The 12,613-nt window shown below is 72.4% G+C and carries 17 protein-coding genes; 6 read left to right on the forward strand and 11 right to left on the reverse strand.

Annotation, left to right across the window (positions count from 1 at the left end):
- From ACVCAH_RS27335 to ACVCAH_RS27355, 5 genes are all read right to left on the reverse strand, one after another.
- Positions 1-1,065 (reverse strand): LacI family DNA-binding transcriptional regulator, encoded by a 1,065-nt coding sequence (locus ACVCAH_RS27335; RefSeq protein WP_447139089.1) that lies wholly within the window; start codon positions 1,063-1,065, stop codon positions 1-3.
- 143 nt (positions 1,066-1,208) lie between these two features.
- Entirely contained in the window at positions 1,209-1,532 is a 324-nt protein-coding gene (locus tag ACVCAH_RS27340; RefSeq protein ID WP_447139090.1) for an SAM-dependent methyltransferase, read from the reverse strand.
- A 4-nt stretch (positions 1,533-1,536) separates the two neighbouring features.
- A complete protein-coding gene (locus ACVCAH_RS27345) occupies positions 1,537-2,424 on the reverse strand; it encodes a helix-turn-helix domain-containing protein (protein WP_447139091.1) in 888 nt (295 codons plus the stop codon).
- An 85-nt stretch (positions 2,425-2,509) separates the two neighbouring features.
- Entirely contained in the window at positions 2,510-3,928 is a 1,419-nt protein-coding gene (locus ACVCAH_RS27350) for an RNA-guided endonuclease TnpB family protein (RefSeq protein ID WP_447139092.1), read from the reverse strand.
- Positions 3,929-4,085: 157 nt separating this feature from the next.
- On the reverse strand, positions 4,086-4,325 hold the full coding sequence (locus ACVCAH_RS27355; RefSeq protein ID WP_447139093.1) for a DUF397 domain-containing protein: 240 nt from the start codon (positions 4,323-4,325) through the stop codon (positions 4,086-4,088).
- Between the two features lie 231 nt (positions 4,326-4,556).
- On the opposite strand from ACVCAH_RS27355, the gene ACVCAH_RS27360 reads away from it, so the two are divergent.
- The gene (locus tag ACVCAH_RS27360) at positions 4,557-5,207 is read left to right on the forward strand and encodes a GGDEF domain-containing protein (RefSeq protein ID WP_447139094.1); all 651 of its coding nucleotides are present in this window, start codon (positions 4,557-4,559) and stop codon (positions 5,205-5,207) included.
- Between the two features lie 37 nt (positions 5,208-5,244).
- On the opposite strand, the gene ACVCAH_RS27365 is transcribed toward ACVCAH_RS27360, so the two are convergent.
- Positions 5,245-5,511 (reverse strand): hypothetical protein, encoded by a 267-nt coding sequence (locus ACVCAH_RS27365; protein WP_447139095.1) that lies wholly within the window; start codon positions 5,509-5,511, stop codon positions 5,245-5,247.
- Positions 5,512-5,715: 204 nt separating this feature from the next.
- Here ACVCAH_RS27365 and ACVCAH_RS27370 point away from each other — a divergent pair, with 204 nt between their 5' ends.
- On the forward strand, positions 5,716-6,471 hold the full coding sequence (locus tag ACVCAH_RS27370; protein WP_447139096.1) for an HAD family hydrolase: 756 nt from the start codon (positions 5,716-5,718) through the stop codon (positions 6,469-6,471).
- Between the two features lie 86 nt (positions 6,472-6,557).
- Here the strand turns inward: ACVCAH_RS27370 and ACVCAH_RS27375 are convergent, their stop codons facing one another.
- The 3 genes from ACVCAH_RS27375 to ACVCAH_RS27385 form a co-directional block, all read right to left on the reverse strand.
- Positions 6,558-7,577, reverse strand: coding sequence for a phosphotransferase enzyme family protein (locus tag ACVCAH_RS27375; RefSeq protein WP_447139097.1), 1,020 nt, complete (start codon positions 7,575-7,577; stop codon positions 6,558-6,560).
- A 101-nt stretch (positions 7,578-7,678) separates the two neighbouring features.
- A complete protein-coding gene (locus ACVCAH_RS27380) occupies positions 7,679-8,152 on the reverse strand; it encodes an SRPBCC family protein (RefSeq protein ID WP_447139098.1) in 474 nt (157 codons plus the stop codon).
- Positions 8,136-8,480: an ArsR/SmtB family transcription factor gene (locus tag ACVCAH_RS27385; RefSeq protein ID WP_447139143.1), complete on the reverse strand. Its 345-nt coding sequence runs from the start codon at positions 8,478-8,480 to the stop codon at positions 8,136-8,138. Before ACVCAH_RS27385 ends, ACVCAH_RS27380 begins: the two co-directional genes overlap by 17 nt.
- A gap of 289 nt (positions 8,481-8,769) precedes the next feature.
- Between ACVCAH_RS27385 and ACVCAH_RS27390 the strand changes: the two genes are divergently transcribed.
- Positions 8,770-9,309: a flavodoxin family protein gene (locus ACVCAH_RS27390; RefSeq protein WP_447139144.1), complete on the forward strand. Its 540-nt coding sequence runs from the start codon at positions 8,770-8,772 to the stop codon at positions 9,307-9,309.
- Here the strand turns inward: ACVCAH_RS27390 and ACVCAH_RS27395 are convergent.
- The gene (locus tag ACVCAH_RS27395; protein ID WP_447139099.1) at positions 9,294-9,788 is read right to left on the reverse strand and encodes a type II toxin-antitoxin system PemK/MazF family toxin; all 495 of its coding nucleotides are present in this window, start codon (positions 9,786-9,788) and stop codon (positions 9,294-9,296) included. The genes ACVCAH_RS27390 and ACVCAH_RS27395 overlap by 16 nt on opposite strands.
- A 93-nt stretch (positions 9,789-9,881) precedes the next feature.
- Here ACVCAH_RS27395 and ACVCAH_RS27400 point away from each other — a divergent pair, with 93 nt between their 5' ends.
- The 3 genes from ACVCAH_RS27400 (at position 9,882) to ACVCAH_RS27410 (ending at position 11,967) form a co-directional block, all read left to right on the forward strand.
- Positions 9,882-10,484 (forward strand): DUF4291 domain-containing protein, encoded by a 603-nt coding sequence (locus ACVCAH_RS27400; RefSeq protein ID WP_447139100.1) that lies wholly within the window; start codon positions 9,882-9,884, stop codon positions 10,482-10,484.
- A 120-nt stretch (positions 10,485-10,604) separates the two neighbouring features.
- Positions 10,605-11,042, forward strand: a complete 438-nt coding sequence (locus tag ACVCAH_RS27405) for an OsmC family protein (protein WP_447139101.1) — start codon at positions 10,605-10,607, stop codon at positions 11,040-11,042.
- A gap of 37 nt (positions 11,043-11,079) precedes the next feature.
- Positions 11,080-11,967, forward strand: coding sequence for a penicillin-binding transpeptidase domain-containing protein (locus tag ACVCAH_RS27410; RefSeq protein ID WP_447139102.1), 888 nt, complete (start codon positions 11,080-11,082; stop codon positions 11,965-11,967).
- 172 nt (positions 11,968-12,139) lie between these two features.
- Here the strand turns inward: ACVCAH_RS27410 and ACVCAH_RS27415 are convergent, their stop codons facing one another.
- Positions 12,140-12,523, reverse strand: coding sequence for a UBP-type zinc finger domain-containing protein (locus ACVCAH_RS27415; RefSeq protein WP_447139103.1), 384 nt, complete (start codon positions 12,521-12,523; stop codon positions 12,140-12,142).
- Positions 12,524-12,613: the final 90 nt, after the last annotated feature.

Here is a 12,613-nt window from a genome sequence, read left to right on the forward strand (position 1 = left end):
TCAACTCCTCGGGACGGGTCCGGTGGACGACCGGACGACGAGTGTGGTGGGCAGCAGGACGTGCCCCGCGGTGGGTTCCGTGGGCGGGTCGAGCAGCAGGTCGGCGGCGATGCGCCCCTTCTCCTCGCCCGGCTGGCGGACGGTGGTGAGGCCGGCCGCGGCGGCCTCGGCGATGTCGTCGAAGCCGGTCACCGAGACCGGTGGCCGACCGGCGTCGCCGCGGGCGGCGAGCGCGTCGAGCACCCCCAGCGCCAGCACGTCGGAGCAGGCCAGCACGGCCGTCGGCGGATCGGCCGCGGCGAGCGCGTCGGTCACCGCGGCGGTGGCGGCCGCCCGGCTGTTGTCGGCGGCGGTGAGCACGGTCAGCGCCGACCAATCGACGCCGACCTCGGCGAAGGCGTCGGCGAACCCGGCGAGCCGACCGCGGGTGGTGGGGTGCGGGGCGTCGTCCGGCCCGGCGAGCCGCAGCGGGCCAGGCGACGCGCCCGGCAGGACCGCGTCACCGAGCAGCGCGACCCGCCGGTGCCCGAGCCCGGCCACGTGCGCGGCGACCGACCGGGCCGCGGCACGCTCGTCGATGCCGACGTACCTGTCGGTGGGGCCGGCGTCCGGGCGGGGCACGGTGGAGACGACCGGCAGGCCGCGCTCGCGCAGCACGTCGACCACCCAGCCCTCGTAGCCGACGCAGTAGACGCAGTACCCGTCGACCGAGGCGTTCTCCACCGCCCGGCGGGCGGCCGCCTCGTCGGGCGGCACCGGCACGAGCAGCAGGCTGGTGCCGTGCCGCTCGGCCCCGGCGGCGACGCCGGCCAGGAAGCGGACCGCGAACGGGTCGGTGAAGGCGTACGACAGCTCCGACTCGAAGAGCACCCCGATGGCGCCGACGTAGCCGCGCCGCAGCGACCGCGCGGTGGGGTTGGGGCCGGGGTAGCCGATCTGCTGGGCGGTCTCCAGGATCCGCCAGCGCAACTCGGCGGAGAGCTGGTCGGGACGGCTGTAGGCGTTGGAGACGGTGCTGCGGGAGACGCCGACGGCGTCCGCGACGGCCTGCAGGGTCGGCTTCACCGGGCACCACCTCTCTGGCTCTGGCCTTCTGGATCGATTCAGTCTGGATCGATTCAGAGACTAGCCGGAGAGCCGCCATCGGTCAACGGGAATGAACAACGCACCGCACCCGGCGGCGTGCCGCCGCGCTGGCGCGGCGGCGGTCAGGGCTTGCGGGCGACAGCCCCGTACATGCTGACCTCGGCGGCCGTCGGGCGGGGCTCCGGCTCGCCCTCGGCCCGCCACTGCGCGACCGAGATGAGGCCGGGCTCGACCACCTCCAGCCCGGCGAAGAACCGGGCCACCTCCGCGCGGCTGCGCAGGGTGATCAGGCCGTGCGGGCCGCCACCCCGCCCCGCCGCCTTCGCCTCCCGGGCGACCTCGGGCGGCAGGTAGTCGGCGGTGGCGTGGGACGCGACCAGGTAACTGCCCGCCGGCACCGCGTCGAGCAGCCGGCCGACCACGCCCCACGGGTCGTCGTCGGGCACGTGATCACCGCGGATAGAGCTCGTCCCGGATCCGGGCGAGAATCTCCGCGGTCCGCTCCGGCGGCTCGGCCTCGACACAGAGCCGCTCCATCGCCACCGCGTAGTACTCGAGGTCGTCCCGCTTGTCGAGGTACAGCGCGCTGGTGAGCTGTTCGATGTAGACGATGTCGGGCAGATCCTGGTCACCGAAGCGCAGGATGCTGAAGGCACCGCCGGCCGCGGCGTGCCCGCCAGCCGCGAACGGGACCACCTGCAACCGGATGTTCGGCGACGCGGTCGCCTCGATCAGCGCCGTCAACTGGTCCCGCATCACCTGCGGGCCGCCGATCGGCCGGCGCAGCGCGGCCTCGTCGACCACCGCCCACAGCTGCGGCGGATCCGGGTGGCGCAGCAACTGCTGGCGCTGCATGCGCAGCGCGACCCGGCGGTCGATCTCCGCGGCGTCGGCCCGGCCATGGCCGAGCAGCACCACGGCCCGGGCGTACGCCGGGGTCTGCAGCAGGCCGGGGACGAACTGCACCTCGTAGGTGCGGATCAGCGCGGCGGCGGCCTCCAGCCCGAGGTAGGACTGGAACCAGCTGGGCAGCACGTCGCCGTACCGGTGCCACCAGCCCGGGCTGTTGGCGTCCCGAGCGAGCTTGAGCAGCGGCTCGCGCTCCTCGGGGGCGGTGACACCGTAGAGGGTGAGCAGGTCCGCGACGTCGCGCTCCTTGAACCCGACCCGGCCCAGCTCCATCCGACTGATCTTGGACTCGGAGGCGCGGATCTCCCAGCCGGCGCCCTCCCGGGTCACCCCACTGGCCTCGCGGAGCCGCCGCAACTGGGCGCCGAGCAGCATCCGCAGCACGGTGGGGCCGGTCGCCGGACTCCCCTCGGCGGAAACCATGGTCATGTGCCGCCCTCCGCACCCCGGTCGGGCGCCCCGGCCCGGCCGACGTGTAAGCATGCCATGGACCGTGCGTAAGGTGAACTGCTTCCTACTGGTTGCTCGTTGGTGAGCGGTTCGGATGTTTCGCTCTCCGTCCGGTGGTGGCCGGGCTGGAGTCCTGGACCGGCAGTCTGGTCCGGTGGCGATCGGTCCTGTCCTGCAGGATCTGCTTCACCCTGTGGTGTGGGGTGTGCAGGGCGATGTCGGGGTCGCCGGCTCGTTGCAGGATGTTGATCGCGGCGTTCACGTCGGCCTGCCACACCACCCTGCACGAGGTGCAGTGAAGCCGGTCCCCGCCGCGTCGGCCGAGGCCGCCGCAGCGGTGACAGGCTTGTGAGGTGTAGGCGGCATTGACGTGTACGAGCGCAGAACCTCTACGCTCCGACACGTTGGCCAGCGCCTCGGCGGTGACCCCTTTGGTCCACCCGGCGAGGCGCCGGTTGACGTTCCTACCAAGCGTCTTACGCCCGGCGAAGGTCTTGGTCAGGTCTTCGGCGACCACGGTGGCGGCTTTGTCGACGACCCGGTGCACGGCGGTGAAGATCTCCGTACGGACCTGCGCCCGATGGCGGGCGGCCCGCCGGTCCCGCTTGAGGTGCCCGAGGTTGTTGACCGTGATCCGGTGCGCTTTCGCGTGGTCACCGCGACGGGCGGCGGTGTTGGCTATCGAGCGCAGCTTCGCCCGGCGGCGGTTGCGTTCCTTCACCCGGTCCGACTCGGCGGTCAGCAGCTCGCCGAGGCGGGTGCCGTGGTGCTCGCCCTCGGAGTCGGTCAGGGCTTCGGTGTAGCCCTTGTCGACACCGAAGGTTCGATTGCCGCACGGCCGCTGCGACGATCGCAGCTGCGACGCGTCGATCTGGTAGTGCACCTCGACCCGGCCGCCACGCAGGATCAACCGCAGCGTGCCGGTCGGGGCGACCGTCGTGGACAGCGGGACTTTGATCATCCTGCGGCGTTCGAGACCTGGGACCGCCAGCCACAGCCGGCCGCGCCCGTCAGCGACGGTGTGGTGCTGGTCGGCGCGCACGACGATCTGATCGTGGGTGCGGTTCTTGCCTCGCTTCCAGTGCTTACGCATCTGCCCGGCCAGGAATGGATCGTCCGCCCACCGGTTGCTCTTCAGCGCGGTGAGCATGCGCCTGCGCTCGGCCGGATCACCCGTGCGCCGCAAAATCGCCCGCCGCACCTCTACCTTGGCCGCCGCCAGGTTCGCCGCCAGGTCGGCCATCGCGTCGCGCACGGTCTCCTTCCACGCATTCGCGAGCACACCGAACCGCTGATGCGTGCCATCAGCCAGCCAACGATCCCGCACCTGCCGATCCCTCAGCCCCGACCCGACTCCGCTGATCGAGCCGAAGCGCTGCCACACCTCGCTGCGCACGCGACCCAGGCGGCGGGCCTGCTCCACAAGGGCCGCATACTTGCCGACGTTCAGGCCGACCGAATAGGCGATCCGGGTGACCTTCACTGGCCGCCACCGATGGTCAGGTCCGCTCTCTTGAGTTCCTTCTCGTAGCGGCGCAGCCCGTCCATGCGGCACGAGAAGGCGTGCACAATCGCCAACAGGTCCTCCACGAACTCCTCCCCGGGAACGGCAGGGCCGGTCCGATCGACGGAACGGCTGGTCAGCCGATGAGGTGGTCGAAGTCCCCGTCCCGCGCGCCGAGCACAAAGGCGGCAATTTCGTCCACTGTGTATATCAGCGCCGGCCCCTCCGGGTGGCGCGAGTTGCGCACCGCGATGCCGGTCCCGCCGGGCAGCTTGGCCAGCTCGACGCAGTTGCCGCTGGGGTTGCTCCGGCGGCTCTTCTGCCAGGTGAGCGGGGGCAGCTGGTTGGTGGGGACGCCGTTGGGGGGCTGCTGCATCAGGGGGTGTCTTTCTCTCCGGGAGCCCGCCGGCGTCGGCCGGGGTGGTGGCAGCGATCGACGAAGGGCTTCCTGCACGTGCATCTGCTCTTGCATCTGCATCGGACGGCGAGCATGATAACGCACGTGAACGGTGCTCATCCGTTCACGTTGAGTTACCCGGCCTGGGCCTGCACCGGCAGCCGAACAGCCGCCCGGCCGGCCGGAGGCGTTGCGGTGATGGGAGGGTTCGTGCCGGATCCGTTGTCCGTGGCGTCCGGCATCTGCGCCGCTGGTGCGCTCCTCACCTCCTGGCAGCTGCGCCAGCGGGCGCTGCGGGCCGAGGCCGAGATCGACCACCTCCAGGCCGAACTAGCGGCCGAACGGCACGCGGCCAGCCACGACCCGCTCACCGGCCTGCCCAACCGCCGCGCCTTCTACCGCCTGGCCGCCACCCTGCTCACCCGGGCCGACGGGCAGCCGCTGATCGCGGTGGTCGTCGACCTCGACGACTTCAAGCAGGTCAACGACCGCTTCGGGCACGCCGCCGGCGACCAGGTGCTGATCAGGGTCGCCGAGCGGTTCGCCGCCTTCGCGGGCGACAACCTGGTGGCCCGGCTGGGCGGCGACGAGTTCGCCGGCCTGCTGGCCAGCCCGACCGTCGACCGGCGGTGGATCGACCACGCCACCCGGCGACTCGGCGAGACCCTCGCCGCGCCGATCCCGCTCGCCGGGCGCAGCGTGCGGGTGACCGCGTCGGTGGGGCTCGCTCCGGTTGCCGGCCCGGCCCAGCTCAGCGAGGCGCTTGGTCGCGCCGACGCCGCCATGTACCGGGCCAAGAGCCTCGGCACCGGCCGGCCGCCCCGGCAACTGGTGGACACTTCCCGCCTCGCCGAGTGCTGACGGCGGCGGGCGGCAGGCCCCGGCGCTCGGGGCCGGATCAGTCGGTCCAGTCCAACTGATGCTCCGGCACGCTGACCCTCCGGCCGTACTCGACCGCCTTCGCCCGCCCTACCGGGTCGCCTCGTCGGTACCGAAAGACCCGGTCGGCGAAGACCACGACCCGGTCGTTCCCGACGGTGAAGTCGGCGTACCAACCGCCTTCGGCCCGCATCGACCGAGCCAGCGACCGGCCGAGCTCGTCAGCCACGTCGTCCGGCGCCTCGAAGTGGAGGAAGGTCCACACGTCCGGCTGATCGTCCGACACCGACGTGGACACGTCCTGTCGTCTGATCCGGGTGACCCCGAACCCCACGATGCTGAGATCGGCATCCGCACGCAAGCTTTCGGCTATCAGCGTCCCTCGAAGCATGGATCGAGCGTGTCAGCTTTCCGCGACACGCGCACCCAGCGGCCCCTACGGCTTCCGCCGGGAACTCGGATGTGGCTGCCGAGAGCCTATATTCCATTGATGACCCACTGCGGCGCGGTCCTCTTCGACCTCGACGCCACTCTCCTCGACTACGGCGAGGCCGCGTACCGACGTACGGTCCAGCGGGTCTGCACGTCCCTCGCAACCAGGTACGGCGATATCGACCGGGACCGCCTCGCCGACATCTACCTCAGCGTCAACAGGGCGCGGTTTCAGGCCGCCGAGGGTCGAATTGCGCGGACGTCCCACGGAAGCGCCGACGGCACTTCGATCTGGCGGGAAGGCTGGCACCGAGCGCTGCTGGAGACGGGCTGCACGGATGACGAAGCGCTGACGAGCGCAGTCGACCTGTACGCCGAGGATCGGCGGCGCAGCTATCGGCTGTACGACGACGCGATCGACGTTCTGCGTACGATCCGGCAGCGAGACCTGCCGGTAGGCATCGTCACCAACGGTCCAGCTGCCACCCAGCGGGAGAAGATCGCGGTGACCGGCTTGGCCGAACACGTCCAGGTGGTCATCGTCTCCGGCGAGGTCGGTGTCGCCAAGCCCGACCCCACGATCTTCCGCCTGGCCCTCGACGCCTTGGGCGTGCCAGCCGAGCGTTCCTGGTACGTCGGAGACAGCCTTCGGGTCGACATCACCGGCGCGCGCCGCGCCGGCTGGGGGAAGGCCATCTGGGTCAACCGCGCAGGTGTCGCCTGCCCTCCAGGCAGCGTTGCCCCTGATCGGGAGATTCGGACGCTGCGTGACCTGCTGCCGGTGCTGGACGACACCGCGGCCGGCCCTTCGTGACCTGATGCATCCGCTCCGCCCGGCTCCACCTGCCGCGCCAGGCCGTCACCGGCGACACCTGGTGCTAACCGTGGTCGAAAGTGAACTCACCTGGCGGCCGGCAGCCGACCGATCTCACGCAGGGCCGACCGGGCGAGGGTGACCAGCCCGACCGGCGAGACGATGCCCCGGACGATCTCCAAGGCCGTCCGCCGTTCCCCCTCGGCCAGCCCCACGTCGAGCACCTGCGGCGCCCAGTCGCCGAGGTCGTCCAGCGCGCGGACGGTGAGGAACCAGGCCAGCCGGACCGGATCGGGCTCGACCGCGCCGTAGCCGGCGCGGAACGCGGCCTGCTGCGCGGCGGTGACCGGGGCGAAGGCCAGCACCCCGCCGAAGACGAACATCAGGTCGCACTCGCGCGGGGCGAGCACCGCGTCGTCCCAGTCGACCAGCCAGACCCGGCCGTCCGGACCGAGCAGCAGGTTGCCCAGATGCGGATCACCGTGGCAGACCACGCCCCGCCCCGGCCGGCCACGCAGCTCGGCGCCGAGCGGCCCCACCTCGCCCGCCAGCTCGGCCGCCGGACCCGCCGCGGCCGACCAGACCCGGGCCAGCTCGTCGACGAGCGGGTCGCCCGGCCGGCGCCGGCGCAACCGCTCCTTTACCCCGCGTACGGTGGCGAGCGCCGCCGGGAAAGCGGCGCCTCCGGGCGGCAGCAGGCCGGCCAGTTCGTCGGTCACCTCCGCCGCGTGCACCCGGGCCAGCACCTCGCCGTACGACCGCCAGTGGGCGTCGGTCATCGCACCGTCGAGCGCCCGGTCGTCGGAGACCCAGGGCAGGACCGAGAGGCGGCGGCCGTCCCGGACGCTCCACGGTCGACCGTCCCGGCTGGGCAGCGGCCCGGGGACCCCCGGCACCCCCTGCCCGGCGAGGTACGCCGAGACGATCAGTCCGGCCGGCGTGCCGCCGCCGCTCAGCTTGACCGCGTACGCGGCGCCGTCGGCGGCGCGCGCCCGCCACAGCAGCGCGCGGCGGTCGGCGCCGAGGTCGACCGGCTCGGTGGCGGTGAGGCGCACCCCGAAGTCGTGGCGCACCCAGTCGGTCAGCGGAACCGGGTCGTCGATCATCGGTACAACCTGCCACCGGCCGCGCGTTCGGCGTACCGAATAACGCCGGCCCGCACGGCGGGGCGCCGCGGCCGGTGCCGGCCGCGGCGCCCACCCGTGGGTCAGGCCAGGGTCTTGAGGTACTCCTCGAGCGCGTTGTACGACTCGGCGGCGCCCTGCTCCATGCCGGAGCCGATCATGCCGTCGCGCTCCTCCTTGGTGTCGAAGCGGGTCGTCCCGGTCACCACGGTCCGGCCGTCCTGCTCGGTGAAGACCAGCGTCTCGACCGCCACGTGCCCCGGCATCCCCTCGAACTCGAAGGTCTGCACGATGCGCTCGGGCGCCTGGATCTCGCGGAACTCGCCGTGGAAGGCGTAGGCGTCGCCGTCCTGGGCGTGCTCGACGTAGCGGTAGCGCCCGCCCACCCGGAAGTCGATCTCGACGTCGAGCGGGTTGCCCCGGCCCCACCAGCGCTTCAGGTGCTCGGCCTGGGTGTGCGCGGCGAAGACCAGTTCGCGCGGGGCGTCGAAGGCGCGGGTGAGGGTGATCTCGTGGTCGGACGGGAGGTCCACGACCAGGTCACTGAGCTGACTCATCGCTGTTCTCCTTCAGTTCTCGTAGGTAGCTGTCCAACGTGTCGTAACGGTCGTCCCAGAGCCGGCGGTACTGGTCGACCCATTCGGCGAGCGTGCGCAGCGGCGCCGGATCGAGGCGGCACCGGCGCCACTGCGCCTCCCGGGTGCGAACGATCAACCCGGCGCGCTCCAGCACGTTGAGGTGCTTGGAGATGGCCTGGACGCTCACCGGGAACGGCTCCGCCAACTGGTTGACCGTCGCCTCGCCGGCCGCCAGCCGGGCCAGGATGGCTCGTCGGGTCGGATCCGCGAGGGCGGCGAAGACGGTGCTGACCGGATCTGCTGACATCATCTCTCTCAACCATCTGGTTTATAAACCGATAAGTTGAATATACTCGCCACGGGATGCCTGTCAAGCCCGTTCGGGAAACCCGGGCCCGGCGATTCGAGGTGTTCCAGCGCCGACCGTCGGGTATGTCGTCGTCACCTGTCCCCCGGCGGAAGGAAACCTGACGTGGCGATCCGGGCTCTCGTGCTCAACTGCACGCTCAAACGCTCACCCGCCCCGTCGAGCTCCGACCTGCTCGGCCGCGAGGTGGTCGCCGCCCTCGCCGGGCCAGGACGTCGAGGGCGAGCTGATCCGGGTCGTCGATCACGACGTACGGTTCGGGGTCTCCACCGACGAGGGCGACGGCGACGAGTGGCCGGCCCTGCGGGCCAAGATGATGGCGGCGCAGATCCTCGTCATCGCCACCCCGATCTGGCTCGGTCAACCGTCGAGCGTCTGCAAGATGGTCCTCAAACGGCTCGACGCGGAACTGTCCGAGACCGACGCCGAAGGACGGCTGTGCACGTACGGCAAGGTGGCCGGCGTGGCCGTCGTCGGCAACGAGGACGGCGCACACCACACCATCGGTCAGGTGCAGCAGGCCCTCAACGAGGTCGGGTTCACCTGCCCGGCGTCCGGCGCCACCTACTGGGTCGGCGAGGCGCTGCACAAGCTCGACTACCGAGACGCCGGACCGAAGCCGGACACCACCGGCCGCACCACCCAGGCCCTGGCGCTCAACGCCGCGCACCTGGCCCGGCTACTGGCTGAGCAGCCGTACCCGCCGCCGGACGCGAAGAACGCCGCGGGGGCCGGCCTGACGACGGCTCCCGGTCAGCGCCAGCCGTAGCCGGCGCGCAACGCCCGCCCCACCCGGTCGAAGCGGGCCCGGTCCAGCACCGCACCCTCGCGCCGGATGCTGTCCTCCCGCATGGTCAGCACCCGGTCCAACCGCACCCAGCTGGGCCGGTTGTCGCGGTCCCAGGAGCCGGGGCCGAGGGCGAGCCAGTGCCGCTGCCCGTCCCGCTCGCTCTGGCTGGAGAGCATCAGTCCGTACAGCGTCCGGCTGTGCCGGCCCACCACCAGCACCGGGCGGTCCTTGCCCTGCCGCGGGTCGTCCTCGTACGGCACCCAGGTCCAGACGATCTCCCCCGGGTCGGCGTGCCCGTCCAGCTCCGGGGCGTACGTCAGCTCACGGCGCTGCAGCGCGGCGACCTGGCGCCGCCGGGCGACCTGCGCCGGCGCGGGCCCGGAGCGCCGGGGACGCGGGACGACCGCTCCGCCCACCCGGCTGATGCGCGCCGCCACGTTCCTCAACAGACCTGCCACGGCGGGCAGCCTATCCGTTGGCCTCCGCCGGCCCGGCGGAGGCCGCACGCAATGCGGTGGAGCCCGGCCGGCCCATCGTCGATGATCATCGACATGTCCGTACCCGCCCACCAGATCCGTGCCCGCTATTCGGCGGACACCATCACCGTCTACCAGGCGTACCCGCCGGAGATCGCAGACGCCGCGCTGGCCGCCGGAGGCTTCGTGCCGCCGTTCAAGCGGGAGCGGATGACCTGGATCAAGCCGTCGTTCCGCTGGATGATGTACCGCTGCGGCTGGGCGACCAAGCCCGGACAGGAACGCGTGCTGGCCGTCGAGATCACCCGCGCCGGGTTCGAGTGGGCGCTGGCGCACGCCTGCCTGAGCAGCTACGACCCGCACCGGCACGCCGACCGGGCGGCCTGGTCGCGTCAGCTACGGTCCAGTCCGGTCCGGGTGCAGTGGGACCCGGAGCGCTCGCTGCGGCTGGCCCCGCTGCCGCACCGGTCGCTGCAGGTCGGACTCTCCGGCGAGGCGGTGCGGCGCTACGTCGACGAGTGGCTGATCGGCCTGACCGACGTGACCCCGACCGCCCGCGCCATCCGTGAACTGCTCGACTCCGGCGACGATCCGGCCGCCGAGGCGCTGCTGCCGCCCGAGCGCCCGTACCCGCTGCCGCCCGACGTGGCGGCCGTCGTCGGCGCGACGACGCCATGACGGAAGCTCGCACCCCGTGAGCCAGCCGGTAGCGATGTCGACCCGCCCGTGACACCTGCGTCCGGCCGGCCCGTGCTTGACTGAGGTCATCGATGCCGGGACGGGCGGAGGCGGTGGCGGATGACCTTCGAGGTGCGGACGCGGAGCCTGCCCGGGAAGCCTGCGGCGATCGGCTCGGCCGGGGCGTACACCCTGGTGGTGGACCGACCGGCCGACGGCGGTGGCGACGGCCTGGGGTTCAACGGGGGCCAACTGCTCTACCTGGCGGTCGCCGGCTGCGTCTCCAACGACCTGTTCCGGGAGGCTCGCGCGGCCGGCATCGCGCTCTGGCGGGTGGAGGTGACCGTCCGCGGCGACTTCACCGGCGAGCCCGCGGTCTCGACGGAGATCACCTACGACGTACGGGTCGAGGGGGACGCCCCGGCCGAGCGGCTACGCGAGTTGGTCGACCGGGTGGACGCGATCGCGGAGATCCCCAACTCGCTGCGCGGGGGCACGGCGGTGCTGCTGGGCTGGGCCGACGTGGTGGGCGGCGTTGCCGGCGGTGTCGGTGCCTGATCGGGCGGTCCGCCGCGGCGCACCGCAAGGCCGGCGGGTGGCTGCGGGCCCGTCTCGCCACCCACGGCGGACCGGGTGGGGCGCGGCTGTCCTCACGCTGATCCTGCTGGCCGGTGGCTGCACCGAGGGCGGGGCGCCGGCCGCCGGACCGTCGACCGCCGTCACCACCGCGGCGCCGAGTCCGTCGGCCGCCGCGCCGGTGGTCGAGGCCCGCGACGACCTGGCGAGCCTGTTCCGGCAGGCCGGGCTGCGCGGCACCTTCGTGCTGTACGACGTGACGGCCGCACGCGTCGTCATGGTGGATCGGGAACGGGCCGGACGCCGGTTCATCCCGGCCTCGACCTTCAAGATCCCGCACAGCCTGATCGCGCTGGAGACCGGCGTGGTGCGCGACGAGCACGAGAAGGTCCCGTACGGCGGCCGGCCGCAGCCCGTCGCCGCCTGGGAGCGGGACATGGGGCTGCGCGACGCTGTCCGGGTCTCGAACGTGCCGGTGTTCCAGGAACTGGCCCGGCGGATCGGGCCGGAGCGGGAACGCGAGTGGCTGCGCCGGCTCGGCTACGGCAACGGCGAGGTCGGTTCCGAGGTGGACCGGTTCTGGCTGAGCGGGCCGCTGGCGATCTCGGCCGACGAGCAGGCCCGGTGGCTGGCCCGGGGCGAACTGCCGGCCGACCGGGGGCACCAGAGGACCGTCCGTGACATCCTCCGGGTGGAGCGCACGGCCGAGCACGCCCTGTACGGCAAGACCGGCCAGACGGACGCCACCGACCCCGGCACCGGTTGGTGGGTGGGCTGGGTCGAGCGGGGCGACCGGCTGTACTGCTTCGCGTTGAACGTGGACATCCGGGCCGACGGCGACGCCGTCAAACGGGTGCCGCTCGGTCGTCGGCTGCTGCACCGCCTCGGCGCCCTGCCCACCGCCTGACGGACTCCGGAGGAATCCCGTGGACGACAACCGTTCCGCAAGATCATCCACACGCTTCCGGTCCGCCGACGTGTCGGCGTCGGTCCGTTTCTACGTCGCGTCGCCCCCGCCGAGTGCTTCGTCCTCGTCACGGATCCCGACCCGCTGACACGTGGCCATGGCATCAAGGCCGTCAGTGCAGCCGGGTCTTCCAGTCCTCCGGTACCCGGCCCCGGGGACCGGGGGCGGGCTGGTCGGAAGGATGCGAGTGCGGCTCGGCCAGTGCCGGCCCGTCGGCGTAGAACTGGCCATTGGAGTAGTCCCAGAACCACGACTCGCCGGGTTCGAAGCTCTGGATGACCGCGTGACCCGTCACGGCTGCGTGGGCGGTCGCGTGCTGGCTAGGCGAGGAGTCGCAGCAGCCGACGTGGCCGCAGGCCGCGCAGCGGCGCAGGTGGAACCACCAGCCGCCGGAAGAATCGCACTCCATGCAGCCCGGGCCGCTCGGTGGCACGGCAGGGTCAATCGCCGCGGTCACGGCCAGCGGCTCCGGCTTGGGCTTGGTCTGGTCACCCACGATGTGTTCCTTCCCGGCTCATGGTCGCCGACGGTCGGGATCGATCCGCGCGTGTCCCGCCGGGTCGCCCCGGCTCCGCAGTCTGGCACC

It is taken from the genome of Micromonospora sp. LZ34, assembly GCF_052981855.1.